The sequence below is a fragment of the Olivibacter sitiensis DSM 17696 genome (assembly GCF_000427965.1).
Classification (GTDB): Bacteria; Bacteroidota; Bacteroidia; order Sphingobacteriales; family Sphingobacteriaceae; genus Olivibacter; species Olivibacter sitiensis.
The window spans coordinates 162,031-184,935 of sequence record NZ_ATZA01000001.1 but is presented as its reverse complement, the minus strand read 5'-3'; the positions used below and the strand labels follow the sequence as shown (position 1 = coordinate 184,935).

The window sequence follows — 22,905 nt, the reverse complement described above, 5'->3', positions numbered from 1 at the left end:
TTACCTCCTTCCGTATTTCTTGAACAGATAATAGACTGCTCCCAAGGCCAGGATAACGATCAAAATGCCCAGCCAGCCCCACAACAGCGAGGTTTCGACGGCCATCCTGAAGCTTACTTTTGAGGAGGTCTCCGCTGCCTTGGCATCGATATTGACCACGTAATCGCCCGGTATGGCCTTCCTGTCCGCCTTGATGGACGCCTTCACGTTGACATAGCCTCCGGGGATGAGGTTGTCTATCTTCTGCGGCTCGAAGGTCACCTCCCATTTGGAGGGAGCAGACGATTGGAGCTGCACGTTCTTTATTTCGGCCGATCCGGTATTCTTGACCGTGAGGTCTATGTTTTTGGTATCTCCAGCCGTGATTTCCCCGCTCAGCAGTCCGCTGGGCGTGGTCAGTTCCATGGCATAGGAACCGGTCACTACCACCTCCAAGGCCAAATCGGCCGATGTACCATTGGTAGTAGCGATCACGGGCACTTTATACTTGCCGGCCTTGGTATCGTCGGTGGGCTTTATTTCGATGGTGATGTCCTTGGTCTTATACGATTCGATATTCACGGACGACACCTGCTTATAATCTGCCTTGAAGGAGACGTTCCATCCCGGAGGAGCCTGTGCCTGCAAGGCATAGACCTGATCTTCGGCCGTACTATTGCGCAGCGTGGCGTTGAAGGTAAACGTGGAATTGGCCGCACCCTCCATATTGGGCTGCGTACTGTTGAATTCCGTGTTGAAGGTACCTTGCTCGGATACCACCACCGTCAGGGGCAACTGCCCCATGCCGGGAGACACCACCTGAAAGGTATAGCTCCCCTTGTTCACCTTGTAGGGCACCTGTACCTGCAGGGAAACATTTTTGCGCTCCTTGGGCAACACGGATACCTGCCCCACGCTCCAGCCACCGGACTTTAGCTCGTATGGCCAGTCTTTGGGGAGGCCTACCACGGTAAGTGAAGCATTGCGCACAGCACTGCCGTTATTGATAATGTCAATGGAATAGTCAATGGATTGGCCGGGTGGTACGGAAATCTTGGTATAAGGCGTATAAAGCGTGACACCCTGTGCCAAACCAAGGGAAGGGGAACCCATAAACCCTAAAAAGAACAAATAAACCAAGCACGATTTAAGCTTCTTTGCACGTGCCAACGATAAAAATGCAAGCATAGATTTTAAGATGACTAACAATACATTATGAATAAAAAGAACTTAATAAGGTTTATCATGGCGGTAGCGGATCCAAGTTCAGGAACATCACCCACTCATAAATCAGGTCAACACCGCTAGGCTGATAACCAAAAATTGAAATGCAAAATTTTATATTTGACAAGAAATTTGCAAGAGCATGGCAGGCAGAAATGCAAAATTTAACATTTCTTTACATTTCCTCTTTAACTAGCGCCAGTTTCGGGGCAAGGGATTGCGCTGCGGATCAACTGGTGCTTGGCCAATAAGCCGAAGTTTGAAACTTCGAGGCATGAGGACATAAAGCTGCAAGCTTTGATGTATTGTTCTGGCCCAAGTTAGGCTTTGCCCACCTGACCTGCCCTTAAACTTGAGCCAGTTGCATTAGTTTCTTCACTGTACTAGCTCCAGTTTCGGGGCAAGGGACCGCGCTGTGGGTTAAATGCTGGGGCCTACTTTTCGTCATCCACCACCAAGACGATCTTGCCGATATGCGCGCTGCTCTCCATCAGTGCGTGCGCCTGGTAGGCTTCTTCTAGCGGGAAGGTCTTATAGATAACGGGCTTGAACTCCCCTGCTTCCATGATGGGCCATACCTTTTCCCCTATTTCCTTGGTAAGTGCCGCTTTGAACGCTGTTTCCCTATTACGCAATGTGCTTCCACTGATGGAAATGCGTTTGCGCATGACTTTCATGATATCCAAGGTGGCGGCATTGCCTTTCATGGCATTGATAAACACCAATCTTCCCTCGGTTTTCAGCACCTGGATATTGCGCTCGAAATACTCGGCTCCTATCATATCCAGGATGACATCCACCCCATCGTCGGCAAATGCTTCGGCAAAGTCTTCCAACTTGTAATTCACATATCGGTCCGCTCCCAACTGTAGGCAAGCCGCTCCCTTTTCATCACTGCCCACCGTCACGAAAACCTTGGCGCCAAAGGCTTTTGCCAGCTGGATGGCCGTAATACCTATGCCACTGCTACCGCCATGCACCAGCAAGGTCTCCATGGGTGATAGCCTGCCCCGCTGGAAGACATTGGACCATACGGTATATACCGTTTCGGGCAAGCTTGCCGCTTCCGTAAAATTGAAACCAAGGGGAATAGGCAGGCATTGCGCCGCATCTACCACCACATATTCGGCATAGCCGCCGCCCGCCACCAAAGCGCATACCCTGTCGCCCACCTTCCACTGCTCCACATCGACACCGCAGGCGGCTATCGTGCCGGCAACCTCCAGTCCGGGAATATCGGCAGGAACACCCGGCGGCGCTGGATAGTTTCCCTTTCGCTGAAAGACGTCGGGCCTATTTACCCCCGCCGCCTTTACTTTTATCAACACTTCATTTACAGCGAATGAAGGTTTGTCGCGTTCCTCCAATCGCAATACTTCTGGCCCGCCCGGCGCACTGATTACTATAGCCTTCATGTTTTTCACATTTTTGAGTTTTTACTTTGCAAAGTATAAAAGGAATGACGTTCCCACATCCAGTTCCGTCAGAACCTCAAATGCAATGCCATGTCGCTGAAAGATGATACGGCTCAGATGAAGCCCTATGCCCGTGCCGGCGACATGTATGGTACGCTTCCCTCGGTAAAACAGGTCAAAGATATATGCGCTATCTTCCGCCGCAATACCAACTCCCTTATCCTGAATACTGAGGCACAATTGCCCATCTTTCATCAAAAACTGTGCGACAACAGGTTTCTCGTCCGAAAACTTCAGGGCATTGTCTATCAGGTTGCCTATGGCAATGGTCAACAGATCGCGATTGCCTTTTATGGTCAATTGCTCCTCCGGCTTTTCTATTGCAGATAAATCCATATTGACGGCGGTACTTTTCTGCAATAACTTTCTCCGGTCAAGAATGTCCCACACCAATTCGTCCAGGCGAAGCCATTCCATATCCAGCTCGTGTCCGTCGTCACGCAATCCAGAGATCGTAAGCAAAGCCTGTAATACGTCCATGATATGTACGGCATCGCTTCGTATGGAGCGCATTTCTTGTTCATACTCGCTCACATTTCTTTCTTTTGCCAGGGTCACTTCCAAGCTGCCTATAATCGCCGTAAGTGGTGTACGGAGCTCATGCGAAGCATGCTTAAGGAAATGGCGCTGCGCATCTATACCAATTTCTATGCGTTCCAAGAAGCGGTTGAGAGAGAGAACGAGCTGATACAGTTCATTCTCCTTCCCCTTGGGCAGGGATATCCGTTTGTGCAGATTCCTGTCCGTAATGGCATTGACCTCCTCCATGACGCGGTAAAAGGGATTGAATGTCTCCTTTGCCAATAACAGCGAGAGAAAAAAAGTACCTATTAAACCTAGAAAAAAGAAGGTGATAAAAATCCACCTCAGGCGTTCCAATTGATCCGTTCCCTCTTTATCCACATCGGAAGCAATTACTACGAAATCGCCTTGATTATCGCGATAGTACAATCCCGAAAACTGACGCTCGCCCAAGGAGAAAGACGATTCGCCCTTGGACCTGATAAGCTCGATCTCCTTGAGCGGGATGACATAATTCAGTGAATCGAACTCAAAGACCATGCGATTCTCCTCATCGAAGAAACGAATGGATGCCTGATAGATGCGTCGGTACCTTTGCTCCACCGAACGGAACCTTCCCTCGCTAAACTCATCCCTTTCCAGGTGGTACATGGCAGCTGTGGTGGCCGTCCGATTGAGGCTCTCAAAGAATAGCCGATGCACCTGCCGGCTGAATAGCCAATAGGTACCTACCAATACAAAGCCGAGCACCAGGGCAACTACCAGAATAGCATTCCTTACCAGTCTAGCTTTCAAGCTCATGCGATTTGTCTTTGAACAGATAGCCTCTCCCTTTTACGGTATGGATCAATGGAAAAGCAAAGCCTTTATCTATTTTGTTTCGTAAGTAATTGATATACACGTCTACCACATTGGTGCCGCTATCGAAATGCATGTCCCACACGGCCTCGGCAATTTGGACACGGGAAAGTGTCTTCTCCCTATTCTCCATCAGGAAAGCCAATAGCTTAAATTCCCTGGGCGAGAGGGTCAACCGTTTACCGTGGCGCGTTGCGGCCAGTTCACTGCGGTCCAATTCCAGATCGGCATAGCGGTACATATCCGAGATACCACGTTGAAAGGCTACACGCCGCAGCAATGCCTGAATACGGGCCAGCAACTCCTCGAAATGGAAAGGCTTGGCCAAATAATCATCTGCCCCGGCCTCTAGTCCCATCACCTTGTTTCCGGTGCTATCCAATGCACTCAACATGAGGATGGGAATGGTCTGTTCATTCTGCCGCAATAGCTGGCATACCTTGATACCATCTATATCCGGCAGCATAATATCCAGTATGATAGCATCAAATGTATGGATAGCCGTCGTACCAATGGCCTCATATCCCTTGCCTACATGCAACACCGAGTGCGTATGCTCTTCCAATCCTTTCTGGATGAAAGACGCCACGCGTTCGTCATCTTCTACTAGCAGTATCCTGGCCATGTTCACTATTCTTTTTCTCCACGCAATTGCCCGAAATTTAACCATTCAACCTCAAATACGCAAACCCTTCTTGCGCCTGTAGGCAAAATAAAAAACCTGTGGCAGCACCACCAAGCTCAAGAACATACAGACGAGCAGCCCCCCCACGATCATAATGGCCAGGGGTTTCTGGATCTCGGAGCCCATGCCGTGCGACATGGCGGCCGGCAAGAGTCCTAAAGAGCCCATAACGGCAATCATAAATACGGGACGGATGCGTTCATACACCCCCTCGGCAATGGCGTCTCGCAATTTTTTTCCCTGTTGCAGGTGTTCTTTCATCACGCTTAGGAGGATGATGCCATCTATGGTGCCCACACCAAAGAGGATGATGAAGCCGATACCTGCCGAGATGCCGAATACCGTACCCGTGAGCCAGAGCGATATGAAGCCCCCGATGAAAGCAAAGGGTATGGTGATGAGGGAAATGAACGTATCGCGCAAGTTGCCAAAATTGAGGTACAGCAGAAAACCGATGAGCAATAGGGAAATGGGTACAATGACCTCCATGCGGGCAAGCGCGCGCTCTTGATTTTCGAACTCCCCTGCCCATTCCATCCGATAGTTGGCTGGCAGCTGCACGTACTTGCCGACCCTTTCCTGTGCCTCTGCGACGGTACCTCCCAGATCCCGCCCCCGCACCGAAAAGCCCACGGCGATATAGCGGCTGCTTCCCTCGCGGTAGATGAAGGCGGGACCATTGTGAAAACCGATCTCGGCTATTTCATACAGCGGTACCTTGGTGTTGTTGATGCCGGGCACCAAGATATTCCTGATCTGCTCTTCATTGTCCCGAAAAGCCTTTTCATAGCGCACCCGGATGTCGAACATGCGCTCTCCCTCGTAATAGGTGGAGGCGGCCTTGCCCCCTATGGCCATCTCTACCACTGCCTGGGCATCGGCCACGGAGATGCCATAGCGTGCCATCCGTGCTTCGCTCAAGCGAATCCGCAGCTCGGGCAGACCTATATTGCGGTATATGTTCAGGTCCTCAATGCCCTTGATGGCGGCCAGTTGCACGGCGACACTATCAGCTACATCCTCCAGTTGGTAGAGGTCATCGCCAAAGACCTTCACCACCAAAGAGCTCTTCACGCCGGCCACATATTCCTCCACGTTGTCCATGATGGGTTGACTAAAACCAAACACGATACCCGGATAGACATGCAGTTCGTTTTCTATCTCCTGCAGCAGCACCTCTTTGCCGATTGGCCGCGCCCAATCTTTTTCATCCTGGAGCTGCACGTGAAACTCGATGTTGAAAAAACCGGTAGGGTCTGTCCCATCATTGGGCCTACCGGTTTGCGTCAGTACAAATTTCACCTCATCAAATCGACGCAGCTTATCCTTCATTTCCTGTGTCAGCCGTACAGACTCGTCCAGATTGACACTATTAGGCAGGGTGGCCCGGATGTAGAGGGCCCCCTCGTTCAGCTGAGGTATGAATTCAGTCCCTATCCGGGTGAAGCCATAGCCACAAAGCAGCAGTAATAGTAGGAAAAGCCCAATGGTGGCTTTTCTATACCTGCTGGCCACAGAGAAGAGCGCAAATACGCCCTTTCGGATGAACTCGGTAATGGGATTGTGCCTATCCACCACGTTCTTGTTGAGCAAAAGCTTGCACATGGCCGGCACATAGGTGAGACTGAGCAGGAGGGAACCCAATAGGGCATAGCCCAGGGTAAAGGCCAAAGGAGCGAACATCTTGCCTTCTACTTTCTGGAAGGTAAAGATAGGCAGCAAGGCTACTATCAATATCACTTGGGCAAAGAGGATGGACTTGGCTACTCCCTTGGCATTTCTGCGGATGATGCCCGACTTGCTAATGCGGTTGAAACGGGACATGCCCAGTTGCTCCGCCTTCTGGCTGAGGCTCACAAAGACATGCTCTACGATGACCATCGTACCCTCCAGCAGCAGACCGAAATCTACCGCACCTATGGAAATCAGATTGGCCGATAGCCCCTGTATGCGTAGCATCAGGATGGCAAACAGAAAGGCAAGCGGGATGACGGAAGCTACGATAATAGTCGTACGCCAGTTAAAGAGGAAGACGAAGACCACGACCGACACCAGGAATATGCCTTCCAACAGATTCTTACTCACCGTACCTATCGTTTTTTCGACTAGACCGCTCCTGTCGTGAAATACTTCTATGCGCACATCTTGCGGCAAGAGGTGCTCATTCATATCTGCAATTTTAGCTTTCAACAAGTCAACGACCTCACTTGGATTTTCTCCACGCAACATCACTACAATGCCCTCCACGAGATCATCCGCTCCGTCCAGCCCCACCTGCCCCAGTCTCGGCTTGGCACTCACGGCCACTTGGGCCACATGCTTTACCAGTACGGGCACGCCGTTATTGTTCTTGATGAAGATGTCCTCTATATCGCTCTGCTTGTCGAGCAGACCGATACCACGTACTACATAGGCCTGTGCACCTCGCTGAATGACATCGCCACCTACATTGACATTGCTCTTGGAAACGGCCTCAAAGACATCCAGGGCCGTCAGGCCAAAATTGGCCAACTCCGTGGGACTCACCTGGATTTCGTACATCTTTTCCTCCCCCCCGAAACTGACCACATCTGCCACTCCGGGGACAGCCAGCAACTCCCTTTCTACCACCCAGTCCTGCAAAGCCGATATTTCTCGGATAGGCATAGTCGCGGGTGCCTTGATGACATAGCGCAAGATCTCGCCCGTAGCGCCATACGGAGGTTCTACTTCCGCCTCGGCCCCTTCGGGCAGGTCTACGGCCCGCATGCGATTGGCGGTGTACTGCTGCGCATAGAAATCATCGATATCGTCCCTATAATTTACAGTGACCACCGATAGCCCAAAGAGCGAAATAGAACGTACCTCCGTCTTGCCGGGGATACTGTTCATTTCCTTGCTAACGGGTAAGGTCACGAACTTCTCTACCTCTTCGGCACTGCGCCCGGGCCATTGGGTGATGATGCGCGTGCGGGTATTGGTCACGTCTGGGTAAGCCTCTATGGGCGTATGCTTGTACGCATAAACACCTGCCGCGGCCAAGAGTATCACAAAGAACAAGACCATGACATGGTTCTTCAGGGCAAAGCCTACTATCTTTTCGGTAAATTTGACCATGCCGATTACCTCCCCCTTAATTTATTGTACACAAGCAGGCTATTCTTGCCTACCAAAGCTTCCTCGATGGGAAGCTCATCCTTGGCGATGTAGTAAAACTGGCTATCCTGATACAGTGGGTGAATTTCCTGTATGAGGTACTGACAGGTAGATGGCATCTTTACCACATAATACCTATCGAGGTCAAATATGACCCCTTTCAAGGGAACGGCCACTACTTCTTCCTTATCGTCCAAACGCACGCTGACAGTAGCCATCATGCCCGGCTTCAACTGCCCTTGTCGGTTATCCAGCTCAATGACCCCTTTCAGTACGCGCTCTTCGGGATCGAAGACATTGGACATCCGGTTTATCTTGCCCTTGAACACCTGTCCGGGCCATGCCGTGGTGCTGATCTCCGCAAGCTGTCCATCCTTGATCTGGCCCAGGTTTCCGGCATAGACATTGGCGTATATCCATACTTTTTCGAGATTGCCCAGTACGAACAAGGGTTCACCAGGGGCAATCTGCTGCCCTTTCACCACGTTTTTTTCCACGACATAGCCACTTATCTCGGACTTGACGACCAGCTGCCCCTGCACCAGGCTACCTCCGTATATTTGAAGGCTTTGTTTTAGTTTTCTTATCTCGGCCTGTACGGCATTGGCCTCCACCGTTGCTTCTAGCACATCACGGTCGGAAGCAGCGCCATCCTTATACAATGCCTGTTGCGATTGCAGGTTTCTGTTGGCCGTCAAGAGCCTTGTCTCCGCTTCTGCCAGAGAGGCACTGATTTCGGTGATTTCCGGGCTCCCGATTTCCAGCAGTACCTGCCCCTTGCGTACATAGTCGCCCAAGGCAAAATGGCTCGTCGTTACCACTCCCGTAAGCAATGGCACATAACGGTACACCTGCTCGGGGTTGTAATCCACACTTCCCGTGAGCTGCAGCGTCTGGTACTGCTGCGCAGTTTGGACGTTTATTGTGTCAATCATTTTTTCTATCTCCTCGTAGGGACAGGTACTCGCAGCCTCTTCTTCTTCCTGAGGCCCCTTACAACTGGAAACTAAGGCCAAGCAGCACAACCATATCGCGCAGAGACACAGCGCTCGCCCCGATCGATCATATTTGTTTCTCATAGTGACAATCCTGTTAAGTAGTTCAATTCTTCTCGGTATATGTTGATGTTCTTGATGGATTCGTAATATTGTTCCTTGCTCTGTCTGAAAGATTCGAAAAAGTCCAAAAACTCCAGCAGGTTGATATTGCGGTTCAGGAATTGCCTAGCCATGCCGGCAGACATATTGGATAGCTTATCTATGTACTCCGTATCCATCTGTTCGTACAGCAATAGGGACTGCTGCAGATCTTGCCAAGTCTTGGTGACGGCATGGCCCATCTCTAGGCGCCGGTTTGTGAGCAGGTACTCGCTTTTCTTTACTTCCAACTGGGCGGCCCGTATATTGCCCTTGTTGCGATCAAAGAATGGCAGATCCATCGAAAGACCGATGCCTACAAAATTGAGCATCGTGCTGCCGTTGCGGTCATAATTGACGTGGGCGGTGATGTCGGGTACCTTCTTGGCATTTTCGATGGAAAGAGCGGCCACATGGAGCGCTTTTTCACTTTCAGCTACCTTGATAGGCAGGTTGTTCTCCTGTGCCGATAACAGCAATTGTCCCAAGTCAAGCTTGCGCAGTTCGGCTATTTTAGGCTGTGAAGGCTGGACAACCAGGTAACTGTTAGGGGGCAGTGCCATGAGCGTTTTTAGGTTTTTCTGGTTCTCACCCAGTTCCTTGTCCAGCTCATGGAGTGCCTGCAAGAGCGATAGCCGTAAGGCCTTGATGCGCATGAGCTCTGCCTGCGATATGTTTCCGAAAGCTTGCTGCACCGACTGCGCCCGCTCAAGCTCGTTAACAAGTTCGTACTGCTGCTGTAGGTCGTTTTTTATCGCTTGCCGATAGACAAGCTCGGCCATCTCCTGCCTGAACTCGGCCTTCAGCGATTGCAGCAAATCCGTGAACATACGCTCGGACAGCTCCTTCCCCTGCACCTCATAGGCTATGTTTTTCTTTCGTTTTCGGGCCGTCAGTAACAACTGTTCCAACTGCGCGGCAAACTGTTGATTGCGCCCCAAACCACCGACGATAGCTGGAGAAGGCTCTACGGTGGCATTGCTCCACAGATTTACCTCGTCCAATGTAAAGGTCGGATTGGGCCATGCCTTTGCCTGCAATATCCGGGCATCGGCTTGCTGTATGTTCAGTTTTTCGGCCAAGAGCTGCAGGTTGCTTTCCAAGAACAGCGCCTCGGCCCGGTCTTCGCTAATGCTTATGGTATCTACGGCAGTTTGCGCCCCGGCTTCTGCGCATAACAGCAATAATAAAGGGAAATAGAGGAAGTGCTTTCCAATGGCTGTTTTCATGATGAGGCCAAATGTAATCGGGCCTCCATTAGATAACACTTAGGGCAATATTAGAAGTAGATTAGACACCTGTGTCTTATCCCCATTTGACAATCCAAATTCCATTGGCTATGGCCTGGAAATCATTGAGGAAGAACGTAAAGTGGATGTATTCGTGCTGAGTGATGAAAAATAGACAGGTACTTAGGCGCTGTCTAAAAAAGTACGAGATTTCGTCATTCCGAGCGTAATCGATGAATCAGTGCCTGTACACTGGTCTCTCCGCTTCGGTTCCCGTGAAACGGGACTAGCTGAGATGACGACTTGTACCTTTAGGCAGCCTCTTTTTTGGTTTCAATGCGTTCAAAGTTCTTTTTGCCAATTGATTTAAAGCACTTAGGTCTCGGCCATTACCAGGATTTGAATTAGGATGGATTGTGTAAATTTGCTTTTTACGATCTTTGTCTTTCTGTATTTGTGAATCGCTATTTTTATATAAGTTTGTTTATCAAAGGTTTTGGACATGGTCAATTACAAAGAATACATAATTATTGGACCCCAAATCAGGTTTGGAAAGCCTTTTTATTAAAGGTACGCGCATTTCGGTTTACGATGTGCCGGGTTGGTTTGCTAATGGCATGTCGGAAGGGGATATCTTGACCGATTTTCCAGAACTGACGAAAGAACAGATTAGAGCGTGCTTGGCATTTGCAGCTGACAGAGAACATAAAATCAGCGTGGCTTAAGCTTAAGATGGTTAAGAAATCTTTCAAATTGACTTTGTATTAAAAAAACACTATATTTGACACTATGTCGACTATCAGAATTGAAATATTGAACCCCAATGCATTGAAGCTGATTGAAGGCATGCAGGACTTGAAGCTCATCAAGGTCACTAACGAGCCAGAATCCAAACTAAAGACTTATCTTAGGCAGAGGAGGAGGAATGCTATTTCTTCGCCTGGTCTTGATGAAATCACCGATCTCGTTGAGGAAGTCAGAGCAGAAAGATATGGCGAAAAATAGACCTGCCAATATTATCGTAGACACCAATCTGTGGATTAGTTTTATCATCTCGAAGAAATACCATCTGTTGGATATATTACTGTACACCAACATGGTACGTATACTGTTCAGCTTCGAGCTTATCGAGGAAATTGAGGCGACAATTAATAAACCCAAACTTCGCAAGTATTTCACGGGAGACGCACTGACCGACATGCTCGAGGCTTTTGATGCTTTTATAGATATCGTTACCGTTAAAAGTGATGTGATCATCTGTCGGGATCCTAAAGATAATTTTCTCTTGGCACTAGCCAAGGATGGAAAGGCGGACTATCTGCTGACAGGCGACAAGGATTTATTGGACATCGAAAAATTTGGCCGCACCAAAATATTAACCTTAACCGATTTTCTTGATCTGATGACTGAAGGTCGGTGACAAAGAGAAGCCCTTTGTGGACGAGACCGGATATACCGACAAAATCGATATGGAGCTCCCCGAATCCGTGCATCATTTTGCTCCATAAGAAAAGTAAATCAGCACTTACGCCCTGAACATCATCGAGGAAGAACGTGAAGTGGATGTATTTGTGCTGAGCGATGAGAAATAGACAAGCACTTAGGTCTTATGCCAATATCAGATGCTTATTTAAGTGGGTCGGGAAGACGATGACGATTAGAAGGCATAGCCCAGCAGATCACCTCATCAGATGCTTCAAATATGCATCGGGATTGTTCACAAAGGATTTAGTCAGCTGGAAATGCTCGGTCTCCTGGTAGGTGGTTTGGTGGACACCCGATTCGTCAAATTGGAAAATGCTCGCATTGGGGTAACAGATCAATAGGGGGGAATGCGTGGCTATCAGGAACTGTGCCCGGCCACTTTGTTCCAGCTCATGGATGATGGATATAAAGGACAATATACGCGCTGGAGACAACGCAGCCTCCGGCTCATCGAGGATATAAATGCCCGATTCAAACTGATTGGTGAAAAGCGAGAGGAAAGACTCGCCGTGCGATTGTTCGTGAAGGGATTTTCCGCCATAAGGAGCTAGCACTTTTTCTCGCTCGTTGTCTTCATCCTCCGCCAGCTCATCGATGTAGGAGGCGAAATTGAAAAAACTCTCCGCACGCATAAAGAAACCTTCCGTGATGCGACGGGGCGACCACACCAGCTTAAGACTCCCCGCTAAGGGCGATTCGTAACCCTCAAAACGATAACCCGTATTCAGGTTGTGGTTTCTGTTGCCACCCCGGAGGTTGAAACCGCAGTGTTCGGCAATGCCCTCCAGCACCGTCGATTTGCCCGATCCGTTTTCTCCTACAAAAAAAGTGACATTGCTCTTTAGCGACAGTCGGAATCCATTCTTCAGGCTAGCTATGTTGAACGGGTAAACATCGGCCTGTGCGGATGGCAGTATGATCTCGGACAGTGCAGGCATGGTTCGAAATGTAAAAAACCTACTGATAGCTCTTTGGATCCAAGGCACTGGGCGACCACGCTTTCAGGAATGACAGCACTTCCTTGGCGCTATGTCCTTTTCCTTCTTCCAGGTAGGCACTGTTTTGCGTGTGGAGCCTATTTCCCTGACCATCCAGAATCACAAAAACAGGGAAACCAAAACGCTGTGGATACCCCAAGCTAGCCAATACGGCTTCGTTTTTGTTTTCCTTGCTGTAGTTAACGTGCACTACTTCGTAATTTTCCGCTATATAATTGCGCAAGGTATCGTTCGATGTCACCAGCCCATTGAAGGCCAGGCACCAAGAACACCAGTTGCCCCCAATTTGTAAAAAGACGTGCTTTCCCTCCCGCCCTGCTTTCTGTACGGCGTTCTCGATATCGGCCTTGGCATCGGCTTCGGGATGGTACAGTTCGGCCTTAGTTTCCTGGGCAGAGGCTCCCGCACAAAACAAAAAGAAGAGGCAGATAATGCTAATTTGTTTCATAATCATAATCGATTCTTTCAATATGTCGGAAATTTTCTCCAACCAATAAATTTTGCGAAATTTACTAAATTTTCAGTAGCTTTTCTTTTACCATGCCAAAAACACTACCCGTAAACATTGTCAAAGCTTCTGCCGGTTCCGGCAAGACCTTCAGTCTTACGGCTCACTACATATGCCTTTTGTTTGCTCCGGGGGTGCGCTTTTCCGAAATACTGGCCGTCACCTTTACCAACAAGGCCACGGCAGAGATGAAATCGCGCATACTCGAGATACTGAAATTCCTGGCCATGGGCGATGAAAAGGCATCTGCCTATAAAGATATCCTACAGACACGTTACCCTGCTCTCCCATCGGAAGAAATAGCGCCAAGGGCATCCCAGCTGTATAGAGATATCTTGCACGACTATGGCCGATTTGCTATAAGCACCATCGATGGCTTTGTGCAGCGCATCATCCGTAGCTTCAGCTTCGAACTTGGTCTCAGCGCTTCCTACCGCCTGGAGATGAACACCGAAAAGGTGAAGAACGACCTCGTAGTACGGCTCAATGCCCTGCTGGATGAAAGGGAAGACCTGCTCCAATGGATCATCGATTATGCGCAAAAGCAAATAGAGCGCGATAATAACTGGAACTACACGAACGTACTGCGCCAGCTGGCCAATGAGCTGTTCAAGGAACGTTTCCAGCCCTTCGATAAGGCCATTAATCTGCTTTCCGAACAGGACAAGAAGCAGCTTTTTGAAACCTTGGACAAATACAGTAGCGAGAAGCTCGATCAGTTCGAACAGCACTTGAGGGAGTTGTTTGCACAAGTCGGGGAAGCAGTTGACCTATCGGGACTTAGAACGGATGACCTGTTGGGCAAGTCGCGAAACCTGATCCCGAAAATCAGGTTTTCCGATCCGGAAGATGCCGATCGCATGGCTAAGATAGCGGAATATGTAGATACGCCGGAAAAATGGCATAAAGAGGGACTGCCGCCCCATATGGAAAGTGCCTATGCGCGGATCACCCCGCTCCTGAAGCAGATCGTTGCCTATTACCAAGAAGAATCTCCGGATTACTTTCTGGCAAAAGCTATTGCGGACAACATCTACTACCTGAGATTATTAAAGGAGATGAGTGGCCTGCTGGCCGATTACCGATCGGAGAACAGCACCCTGCTCATCAGCGATGCCCAAGCTTTGCTGAGTGAGCTGAACGAAAAACAAGGGGCAAACCCCTCTTTTTTATGGGAGAAAGTGAGCAACCGGTTCAAGTATTTCCTGTTCGACGAATTTCAGGATACCTCCGCCGCCCAATGGACAAACCTGAGCCCCTTATTGGCCAATGAACTGGCAGAGCAGGAGCCCATGGAGCACATGGCAAGCCACCTCATCGTAGGCGACATCAAGCAGAGCATCTACCGCTGGCGCAATGGCGACTGGCGCATCCTCAAACAAGGGGTCATCACGGACTTGGGAAACCATTATATCCAACAGAGCAATCTTTTGGAAAACTACCGAAGCAAGGCCCATATTATTGCTTTTAACAACTTCCTGTTTCGCCATGCTCCTGCCTGGTTGCAACGCAAGATAAACGACAAGGTGGCGGTGGAATTATCCGAAGAACTATACCGGCACTGGTGGCAAGCCAAGGGATATGACCACATCATCGTCGAGTCTTATGCGGGCAGCGAGCAGCAGGTGCCCCCACAGCTTGCAGCAAAGCGACAAGGAGGAAAAGTGGAAGTCCATTTTCTCGAACCCCAATCCAATCATCCCAAGGCACGGGCCAACAGCTGCAAGCAACTGGCATTGGAAAAACTTTCCGGCACCATCCGGGATTGGCTAAGGTCTGGGCGCTATAGACCCGGCCAAATAGGCATCTTGGTACGCAACAACAAGGAAGCACGGGAAATCATAGATTATCTTTTACTTTTACAGGAAAGCCTGCCTATCGAAGAGCGCTTTGACGTCATATCGGGCGATGCGCTGAGCTTGGCAAACAGCAAGGCCATCCGGCTTTTGCTGAACGTCTTTTATGCCATGACCACAGATAGCAAAGAGGCGGCTATCTATCGGGCCAATGTGGTTTACCTCTATCACCAACTGTTTGCTGAAACCACCATACCAACACCAGACATATGGATGGACATGACCAAAAGTGACACCGCACGATGGGCAAGGACATTGCCTGCGGCACTGATCGCGCATTGGGATGACTGGCAACAATTGCCTTTGTCCGAATTGACCGAATCGCTCATCCATGTCTTTGGACTGCATGCAGAAGAACGACACGTGCCCTACCTGCTGGCCTTTCGAGATCTCATTGCCGAGTTTTCCAATTTCGGGGAAAAGGGCATCAGCGCCTTTCTCTCATTTTGGGAAGAAGATGGCATCCGCAAGTCGCTGCCGGCCAACGAAGGGGGCAACGCCATCGAAATCATGACCATCCACAAATCCAAAGGCCTGGCCTTTGACGTAGTAATGATTCCCTACTGCTTTTGGGAGCTGGACGGTATGCTCAATGGCAATTTCTGGATCGATATCCAAGATACGCCGTACGGGCTCCTGAATAGGGCACCCGTCAAATACAATGGCACCGTTGGACGATCCAGCCGCTACCAAGACTATTACGAGGAAATGCTCTTCAACTATATGGATGCCCTCAACCTGCTGTACGTGGCCACTACGCGTACGCGCGAGGAACTTTATATCAGCGCACCCAATGTGGCCGAGGGGAAAGATAGCGATCACTTGGTGGCCGACCTCTTGCGCCAGGTACTGCGCGACTACGGCTACGAGCTGCCCGTTGCCTTGCAGGACGATGTGTATTATCCCGCTTTTGATGAGCCATCAGTAATCTCCAACAAAGAGGAAAAGCCGTTGCCAATCGCTACCCAGCGGGAAGAAAGGCATATTCGCGCTTGGCCGCATCCTGAAGGCCGAGACGATGAATGGCTCTGGCGTTTCAACGATTATCCCAGTTCGCAGATACTGCACGAGGCCCTTAGCAACCGCAACATAAAACCCGAACTGCTTGCTCTGGGGGAACAGGACGAGCATGTTCGAAAGGGATTACAGCTCCACGAATTGCTCTCTCGGGTGGCCCATATAGATGATTTGCCCCATCAGGTATCCGCGATGCAATACGAAGGTCTCATCGATAGTTCCGCCACAGAAGAATTAGTGCAGGAGGCGCAAAAGCTATTGCAAGATGCGGCCTTAGATCGAATATGGAACGGCCCCTATAAAACATTGAGCGAACAAAGCATCATCAGTCCTGATGGCCAGGTGCTTCGCCCGGACAAGGTGTTCATCGGCGAAACGGAAACCATTGTACTCGATTTCAAATTTACGGCCATGAAAAGTCCAGAGCACCAATCCCAGGTAGGGGCATACCGCCATATGTTGTCGAGCATGGGCTATCCCAATGTAAAGGCCTTTTTGTTCTATGCCTACATAGACGGGCTTAATGAGGTCGTTTAAAAAAACCAACCAACGTAAAATTCAAAGCAAAACATATGCTTCCATTTTTGAAAGAAGTTTCACAGGATATAATCAAACGCTATGAACGGCAATTGGACAGAGTTGCCATTGTCTTCAACAATAAACGACCGGAAGTCTACCTCAGAAAATACTTGGCTCAAGATGCTGGCAAGGCCATATGGAGCCCCTCTTTTTTCACCATACAGGAGTTTATCGCTGCGGCTTCACCTACGGAGCCTGCCGATGATCTTAGCCAATTTTTTGCCTTACTCCATGAGTACAATGGCATCATGGCCTCCTTAGGCCGTGAAGAGAGCAGCCCAGACCGTTTTTATCCGCTGGCAGAAACCATATTGAGCGATTTTGCGCAGATAGATTATGAAATGGCCCATGTGGACGAGGTCTATAGCCAATTGTACGACATAGCACTCTTCCAACAGCAGTTCCCTCATTTCTCGGAAGAACAAATGGCCGTCATGCAGCAGTTCTGGTCCTCTTTCAACAGCGAGCGGCAGCATTATATCCAAGAACGTTTTTTGGAGCTTTGGCAGATACTGCCCCAATTGTACGAGCGGTTCAAAACCAACTTGCAAGCACAGAACAAAGGTACCCTGGCGGGAATGTACCGTTCACTGGCCGAAGGCAATAAGGAGCAAAACGAGTTTCTAGGGCAATTTCACCAGGTACTTTTCATTGGCTTCAACGCCTTGAACAAATCGGAAGCTACACTATTCAGCCATTGGCAGAAGGAAGGATTGGCTTCTTTCTATTTCGATAGCGATGTGTACTACCTGAATGACGTAAAACAAGAAGCGGGCTATTTTCTTCGTCACAACATAGACCGATTGGGCTTGCGCAATGCCCATACCGGCAATACGGATTTCATTTCCAACAAGAGTAATACGCTAAAAATCGTGAAGGCCAACGGTTTTTCCGCGCAGGCAAAGGCGCTTGCCGGCCTAATTCAGGAAGAAAGGGACATGTTGGGAGGAAATGCAGCCGTTCTATTGGCGGATGAAAAACTGCTATTGCCCGTGCTGCAGAGCCTACCCAAAGAAATCGACCCCAACATTACCATGGGCTTTCCCGTCATGCAGTCACCCGTATTCGGTCTGGTCGACCTGTGGATCACCCATCACGAGCAGGCCATAAGGAACAAAAGGCATGAAGTTCCTTATCAGCACCTGCACCTCTATCTGTCCCATCCTATGCACCGGCCTTTTGCCGAAGAGGAAAACCTGAAAAGCAAATGTGTGGAGAACAAATGGCTGCAGGTTCCCTTGCAGGCACTGCTGGCACTTGGGGGAGAAATAGCTCAATTTTTCTCCCCATTGACCGATGCGGAAACGGCCATGGCCCAATTGGTTGCCGTGCTACGACAGCTTTTTTCCCATAGAAGGCAACAAGCGTTGCTGACCCACACGGAAGCGGCCATTATTGCCGAAGTCATAAAAAGGTTAATCCAGCTGGCCGACAACCTCAAACGCTATGGTACGATGGACATGCAATTCGTACTACGATTGATCCGCAACAGCCTGATGGGCATCCGCGCAGGCATCGAGGGAGACCCGCTCTCGGGGGTGCAGGTCATGGGGCTACTGGAAAGCCGTAACCTGGATTTTCAGCATATCTATATCCTGGGTGCCAATGAAGGGATATTGCCTCGCATCAGCGCATCACCTTCTTTCATCCCTTATTCGCTCCGGAAAGCACATGGCCTTCCTGTCCTGGAAAATCAGGATGCACTTTCGGCCTACCTATTTTATCGATTGCTGCAAAGGGCAGAGCATATTACTATTGTCTACAACAGCCAGGTGGACGAGCAAAGCACGGGAGAACCCAGCAGATTCATCCAACAACTGGCCTTTGAAAGCCCTTTTAAGTTTCAATACCTCACGCAGCAACAACCGGTACAGGGCATTGTGGAAAGCCATCCCCTGGAAATAGCCAAAAGTGGACGTGTATGGGATGCCTTGGCAACCTATCTGGATGATGCCAATCCCTCCAGACCGGGGCTCTCCGCCACGGCCTTCACGAACTACATCCAGTCGCCCTTGCTGTTCTTCCTGAAAAACATAGCCAAGCTGAAAGAACCGGAGAAGCTGTCGGAAGAGTTTGAGCTGAACAAAATAGGCTCCGTGCTGCACGAGGTGATGCAATGGTTTTATGAGGATTTGAAAAACGAGGACCCTTACATTAGCGCAGAGCGCATCATCGCCAAAAAAGCCGATGTGCCACGACTATCGCTACAAGCTCTATCCCATGTTTTTTACGGGGACCGCAGGAGGCTGGACACCCAGGGAACGAAAAGCATGGAGACGATCATCTTGCGCATCGTACAAGACTATGTTTCCATTTTCTTGGAAAAGGACATAGAGACAGCGCCATTTCGCATTGTCGAACTGGAGAACAAGGAAGACTATACCGTGCTGTTTCCCATCACCGTGGCAGGGCAATTGCGCCATGTGAAACTATACGGCATCATAGACCGCATAGACGAGAAAGATGGCACATTGCGCATAGTCGACTATAAATCAGGCGCCGATGAATTGCAGTTTACCAGCATGGAAGAGCTTTTTGACTATAGCAGTGGAAAAAGCAACAAGGCCCTCTTGCAGACCTTATACTACACCTATATATATGAGCGGGCAAAAACAAAACAAGGGGTGGAACCACATCTCTATGCCGTGCGTAGGATGAGGAAAGAGGGGTCGCTCTTCTATACGAAAAGACAGCGACAGCAGCAAGTGCTCGCGGGCGACTTCCTGTCCGAAACCAAAGTAGATTTCCTAGCGCGGCTACGTATTACCCTAGAGGAGATATTCAACAAGGAAGTCCCCTTTTATCATAGGGCGGAAGTAGATCTAAAGTATGCCGATGCCTATAGCGAGTTCTTATCATACCATGCTTTACGGCAAGAAGATTAAATAAAAAAGTCATTTTTTTCCTTAGGTCTATGGTGGCGTGCAGAAGGTTTTAACTTTTCACCTTTTTTGTTTAGGTTTGCGTACAAAATTTAAGACAATTATCACTGATATATAATGAGTAGAGTAATACAGTTCAGAGAAGCGCTTCGCGAAGCCATGAGCGAGGAAATGCGCAAGGATGAGAATATTTTCCTGATGGGCGAAGAGGTGGCTGAATACAACGGCGCTTATAAAGTGAGCCAAGGAATGTTGGAAGAATTCAGCGCCAAGCGCATCATCGACACACCTATCGCAGAATTGGGTTTTGCGGGTATTGGTATCGGAGCTGCCATGCAAGGGCTGCGCCCCATCGTGGAATTTATGACCTTCAACTTCTCACTGGTTGCTATAGACCAAATCATCAATGGCGCTGCCAAGATAAAAAGCATGAGCGGTGGCCAATATTCCGTTCCCATTGTCTTTAGGGGGCCTACGGGCAACGCCGGCCAGTTGGGTGCTCAGCACTCGCAAAATTTCGAAAACTGGTATGCCAATACCCCTGGACTCAAAGTGGTAGTTCCTTCCAATCCCCATGATGCCAAGGGTCTTTTGAAGCAATCTATAATAGATCCCGATCCGGTTATCTTTATGGAATCTGAAGTCATGTACGGTGACAAAGGTGAAGTGCCGGAAGAAGAATATTACCTAGAGCTGGGCAAGGCACATACCATCCAAGAAGGAACGGATGTGACCATCGTTTCCTTTGGCAAAATGTTGCCTAGGGTGGTGATTCCAGCCGTAGAGGAATTGCAAAAGGATGGTCTATCGGTAGAACTTATCGACCTGCGCACCGTTCGCCCAATAGACTATGCAGCAATAGTAGAATCTGTCAAAAAAACCAACAGGCTAGTGGTAGTAGAGGAAGCATGGCCTTTGGCCTCCATTTCTGCGGAAATTGCGTTCCATGTGCAGAAAATTGCCTTCGACTATTTGGACGCTCCCGTTATCCGCGTAACGTCTGCAGACGTGCCCCTTCCTTATGCGCCTACATTGATAGAAGCGGCACTGCCTAGCAAAAAGAAAGTAATAGACGCGGTGAAGCAAGTAACTTACGCCAAGTAAAGAACGTTACAACACCACATAAACAAGAAAAGCCATTTGTAATTAATACAAATGGCTTTTCTTGTTTCTATTAGGCTGCAGAATAAACCACAGATGACGAATAATTACACCAAACTGATTTGACGTTGTATGCTTTCCTCCAGAGAAATAATGGTCTCTGTGCGAGCTATACCCTTTATTGCTTGGATCTCCTCATTCAACACGTGCCTAAGATGGTTAGTGTCCCTACAGATAATTTTCGCAAACATGCTGTATTGTCCAGTACAATAATGCAATTCGACTACTTCTTTCACCAATTTGAGCTGTTCTACCGCTGTTTTGTACTGCGATCCCTTCTCCAAATAGATTCCGAGGAAGGCACAGATGTCAAAACCGATGGATTGAGGATAAATTAACAGCTTTGAACCACGTATTACACCCAATTCTTCCATTTTCTTCATTCTTACATGAATAGTACCCCCAGAAACTACAAGTCTTTTTGCTATTTCAGTATAAGGAACGGAAGCATCTTCCATCAGAATAGATAATATCTGAATATCTAGGTTATCAAGTTCTAAAAATTGTGACTTTTTTTCCATATTTTTTTTAATAAATAGTAATTACAAAATAACTTTCAGCCTTTTTTGATAAAAATAAAAAAATATTTACACAATTTTAACAAGTAATGTAATTTTTTTTTAATTTTGTATCAAACAAAAGGGAATAAAACATTAAAAACAAAATTATCCTCTTTTAAATACAAACAAGTAGAAAGCTTGTTTCTAGATTCGCCCCTCAGTTTAATATAGGTTTATAATTGGTTAGCGTTGAAGCTCCTCTCCCAAAGGAGCTTCTTCTTTTTACCATATCTTGACCAAACGATTATACTAAAAACAATAATCCTACTTGTTTCGCAAAACTAACAATAAGATTTATAATTTTATCAATTATAGGCATGCAACATGTCAAAAAATTGAATTTTATACAATAAAATGTCAATACCTAGTAATCGAGATTGCATATTTTCGCTATTTATACTAGGTTTGAAACATGAACGATAAAAAAAGACGCCTTGCCATAGACATGGACGAAGTCCTTGCAGACACCCACGCCAAATTTCTTACCCTATTCAATAGAGATTTTGGAATCCCTCTAGATCTCAAGCAAAAACCTGGCACCGAAATATTTGAAAACATGCCCAAAGAAATAGGCGATCACTGGAAAAAATATGTCAATGAGCCAGGTTTCTTTCGCGATGTACCAGTAATGAGGGGTGCATTGAACATCGTACCAGAGCTAAACAAGAAATATGATCTTTTCATCGTATCGGCGGCTATGGAGTTCAAAAACTCTTTTCTGGACAAGTATAGTTGGCTGGAAGAACATTTTCCTTTTATCCCCTGGACCAACATTCTTTTCACGGGAAGAAAAATCATTGTATCGGACGTATTGATTGACGATAGAGCCAAAAATTTCTCTGAGCATATAGAACGTCCATTATTATTTACTTCTCCCCACAATGTTTTATTGGAGGAGTATGAAAGAGTAAATAGCTGGGAAGAAGTAGGAGAAAAGCTACTTTAAAAGAAGTAAGTAGTAAGTTTTAATAGTGCTAGCTGAGGCATGTACAACTTATTAACCTACTACTTACCGCTTATTACTGTGTTTTTATCTTAAACGGAATGCTAAAATCGCCCCACAGGAGCTTCACGGTGCCATCGTTGGTCACCTCAATCGTAAATTGTTCATAAAACTTGTCGCTGGATTGAACGGGAGCTTCCACTCTTAGTGCATCCTGCGATTCATCGTATTTCAGGCCCCATTTCTGCCATTCCTTGTTGAATATAATCGTAGTGTTATACTCTCCTGGAATGGCGTGCAGGCTATAGACGCCCGCCGGCAACGGTTTATCATTTACCAACACATCCTTGCTAAAGGTAAAGGTAGTGGCTTCATCGGCACCGACACGCCATACTATTCCCACAGGAGCAATTTCTACCCCCAATTGACGCCCTTTTATATAGGGCCGGCCATAGGTAATGGTCAATTCCGCCTTGTCTGCCAAGGTAGTGGCAATGGTATCATGCGGACTCTGGCGCTGACGCTGGCCCTGTGCAAAGACCATACTACCAACCGTGCAGAGGCAAAACAACAATAGATACTTTTTCATAGAACTGGATTTAATGGTTCAACAGCCTAATATAGCAAAAAGCACCTGATCAAAGCAAGAAAATTTTCATTCTTGTCTTCTCAT

Annotated in this window: 18 protein-coding genes; 7 read left to right on the top strand and 11 right to left on the bottom strand. The window is 48.2% G+C overall.

Features of this window, described 5'->3' with window-relative positions; genetic code table 11:
* The 7 genes from A37S_RS0100825 to A37S_RS0100795 all read right to left on the bottom strand — a co-directional run bounded on the left by A37S_RS0100825 (position 1) and on the right by A37S_RS0100795 (position 10,243).
* Positions 1-1,167: a COG1470 family protein gene (locus tag A37S_RS0100825; protein WP_051292615.1), complete on the bottom strand. Its 1,167-nt coding sequence runs from the start codon at positions 1,165-1,167 to the stop codon at positions 1-3.
* 470 nt (positions 1,168-1,637) lie between these two features.
* A complete protein-coding gene (locus A37S_RS0100820) occupies positions 1,638-2,618 on the bottom strand; it encodes an NAD(P)H-quinone oxidoreductase (RefSeq protein WP_028295355.1) in 981 nt (326 codons plus the stop codon).
* Positions 2,619-2,639: 21 nt separating this feature from the next.
* Positions 2,640-4,001 (bottom strand): sensor histidine kinase, encoded by a 1,362-nt coding sequence (locus tag A37S_RS0100815; RefSeq protein ID WP_028295354.1) that lies wholly within the window; start codon positions 3,999-4,001, stop codon positions 2,640-2,642.
* A complete protein-coding gene (locus tag A37S_RS0100810) occupies positions 3,985-4,683 on the bottom strand; it encodes a response regulator transcription factor (RefSeq protein ID WP_036600773.1) in 699 nt (232 codons plus the stop codon). Before A37S_RS0100810 ends, A37S_RS0100815 begins: the two co-directional genes overlap by 17 nt.
* Before the next feature lie 51 nt (positions 4,684-4,734).
* Entirely contained in the window at positions 4,735-7,839 is a 3,105-nt protein-coding gene (locus A37S_RS0100805) for an efflux RND transporter permease subunit (protein ID WP_028295352.1), read from the bottom strand.
* A 5-nt stretch (positions 7,840-7,844) separates the two neighbouring features.
* The gene (locus tag A37S_RS0100800) at positions 7,845-8,957 is read right to left on the bottom strand and encodes an efflux RND transporter periplasmic adaptor subunit (RefSeq protein WP_084163703.1); all 1,113 of its coding nucleotides are present in this window, start codon (positions 8,955-8,957) and stop codon (positions 7,845-7,847) included.
* Positions 8,954-10,243: a TolC family protein gene (locus tag A37S_RS0100795; protein WP_028295350.1), complete on the bottom strand. Its 1,290-nt coding sequence runs from the start codon at positions 10,241-10,243 to the stop codon at positions 8,954-8,956. The genes A37S_RS0100800 and A37S_RS0100795 overlap by 4 nt, the downstream gene beginning before the upstream one ends.
* A gap of 530 nt (positions 10,244-10,773) precedes the next feature.
* Here A37S_RS0100795 and A37S_RS23105 point away from each other — a divergent pair.
* The 3 genes from A37S_RS23105 to A37S_RS0100775 all read left to right on the top strand — a co-directional run bounded on the left by A37S_RS23105 (position 10,774) and on the right by A37S_RS0100775 (position 11,663).
* Positions 10,774-10,968, top strand: a complete 195-nt coding sequence (locus tag A37S_RS23105) for a DUF433 domain-containing protein (protein ID WP_211229696.1) — start codon at positions 10,774-10,776, stop codon at positions 10,966-10,968.
* A 64-nt stretch (positions 10,969-11,032) separates the two neighbouring features.
* Complete coding sequence (locus A37S_RS26955) at positions 11,033-11,248, top strand: hypothetical protein (RefSeq protein ID WP_028295349.1); 216 nt, start codon at positions 11,033-11,035, stop codon at positions 11,246-11,248.
* Entirely contained in the window at positions 11,235-11,663 is a 429-nt protein-coding gene (locus tag A37S_RS0100775) for a putative toxin-antitoxin system toxin component, PIN family (RefSeq protein ID WP_028295348.1), read from the top strand. The genes A37S_RS26955 and A37S_RS0100775 overlap by 14 nt, the downstream gene beginning before the upstream one ends.
* Positions 11,664-11,922: 259 nt before the next feature.
* Here A37S_RS0100775 and A37S_RS0100770 read toward each other — a convergent pair whose 3' ends face one another.
* Both A37S_RS0100770 and A37S_RS0100765 read right to left on the bottom strand, forming a co-directional pair.
* Positions 11,923-12,666 carry an AAA family ATPase gene (locus A37S_RS0100770; RefSeq protein ID WP_028295347.1) on the bottom strand — a complete coding sequence of 248 codons (744 nt, stop codon included), beginning with the start codon at positions 12,664-12,666 and terminating at the stop codon, positions 11,923-11,925.
* Positions 12,667-12,685: 19 nt separating this feature from the next.
* Complete coding sequence (locus A37S_RS0100765; protein WP_036600826.1) at positions 12,686-13,174, bottom strand: thioredoxin family protein; 489 nt, start codon at positions 13,172-13,174, stop codon at positions 12,686-12,688.
* 92 nt (positions 13,175-13,266) lie between these two features.
* Here A37S_RS0100765 and A37S_RS0100760 point away from each other — a divergent pair, with 92 nt between their 5' ends.
* From A37S_RS0100760 to A37S_RS0100750, 3 genes are all read left to right on the top strand, one after another.
* Complete coding sequence (locus tag A37S_RS0100760) at positions 13,267-16,644, top strand: UvrD-helicase domain-containing protein (protein ID WP_028295345.1); 3,378 nt, start codon at positions 13,267-13,269, stop codon at positions 16,642-16,644.
* 35 nt (positions 16,645-16,679) lie between these two features.
* Complete coding sequence (locus A37S_RS23100; protein WP_051292614.1) at positions 16,680-19,571, top strand: PD-(D/E)XK nuclease family protein; 2,892 nt, start codon at positions 16,680-16,682, stop codon at positions 19,569-19,571.
* Between the two features lie 114 nt (positions 19,572-19,685).
* Positions 19,686-20,672, top strand: a complete 987-nt coding sequence (locus tag A37S_RS0100750; RefSeq protein WP_036600771.1) for a pyruvate dehydrogenase complex E1 component subunit beta — start codon at positions 19,686-19,688, stop codon at positions 20,670-20,672.
* 104 nt (positions 20,673-20,776) lie between these two features.
* On the opposite strand, the gene A37S_RS0100745 is transcribed toward A37S_RS0100750, so the two are convergent.
* Positions 20,777-21,250, bottom strand: coding sequence for an Lrp/AsnC ligand binding domain-containing protein (locus A37S_RS0100745; protein ID WP_028295343.1), 474 nt, complete (start codon positions 21,248-21,250; stop codon positions 20,777-20,779).
* Between the two features lie 451 nt (positions 21,251-21,701).
* Between A37S_RS0100745 and A37S_RS0100740 the strand changes: the two genes are divergently transcribed.
* Positions 21,702-22,235, top strand: a complete 534-nt coding sequence (locus A37S_RS0100740) for a 5' nucleotidase, NT5C type (protein ID WP_036600769.1) — start codon at positions 21,702-21,704, stop codon at positions 22,233-22,235.
* A gap of 73 nt (positions 22,236-22,308) precedes the next feature.
* Here the strand turns inward: A37S_RS0100740 and A37S_RS0100735 are convergent, their stop codons facing one another.
* Positions 22,309-22,821: a DUF2911 domain-containing protein gene (locus A37S_RS0100735; RefSeq protein ID WP_036600768.1), complete on the bottom strand. Its 513-nt coding sequence runs from the start codon at positions 22,819-22,821 to the stop codon at positions 22,309-22,311.
* Positions 22,822-22,905: the final 84 nt, after the last annotated feature.